Genomic DNA, 891 nt, shown 5'->3' on the forward strand with positions numbered 1-891 from the left:
TGTTGGTGAACATCGCCTTCACGTTCACCTGAATGACCGGCGTCTTGTAATTGCCTGCCATCAGCGTGCCGTGCAGCCATGTGGGCACGGAACTTGAGAAGGTTGACAGATAGGCGCCAAGGTTCGCATAGGTGTTGGTGCGCAGCCCGACAAAGTTATTGTCCGCATCCAGCGCCAGTTCGATCGTGCCCACATGGTCGCGGCCATGGGCATCGGACATGAACGCCTCGGACCGGCTGGCCGACCACTTCACAGGCCGGTTGCAAGCCTTGGCAGCGAAGGTCACAAACGCCTCTTCCGCATAGTGGAAGATCTTGGTGCCAAAACCGCCGCCCACATCCGGGGCCACCACGCGCACCTTATGTTCCGGCAGGCCCAGAACGAAAGCGCACATCAGCAGCCGGATCACATGCGGGTTCTGCGAGGTGGTATAGAGCGTATACTCATCCGTCCCCCGCTTGTATTCCGCCACCGCCACGCGCGGCTCCATCGGGTTGGCAACCAGACGGTTGTTCACCAGATCCAGCGTGGTCACATGGGCCGCATTGGCAAACACCTCATTGACCTTGGCGTCATCGGCCTCACCCAGCTGCCAGTCATAGCAGATATTGTTCTTCAGATCGTCATGGACCAGCGTCGCGCCCTCCTGGGCGGCGGCCTTCATGTCGATCACGGCGGGCAGTTCTTCGATATCCAGATCGATCGCCTCGGCCGCATCCCGCGCCTGTTCCAGACTGTCGGCCACCACGGCTGCAATCGGATCACCCACATGGCGCACTTTACCCTGTGCCAGAATGGGATGCGCCGGTTCCTGCATGGGCGCGCCGTGCTTGTCGGTCACCTCCCAGCCGCAGGGGATGCCGCCCACGCCTTCGAAATCCTTGCCGGTAA

Annotated in this window: 1 protein-coding gene; it reads right to left on the reverse strand. The window is 61.1% G+C overall.

The window, feature by feature from the left end; all coding sequences use genetic code 11:
* Positions 1 to 891 (reverse strand): xanthine dehydrogenase family protein molybdopterin-binding subunit (locus tag ACR0BD_RS19700; protein ID WP_480832978.1); only part of this gene is annotated, 891 nt, incomplete at both ends.

The organism is Ruegeria sp. G5 (genome assembly GCF_056533365.1).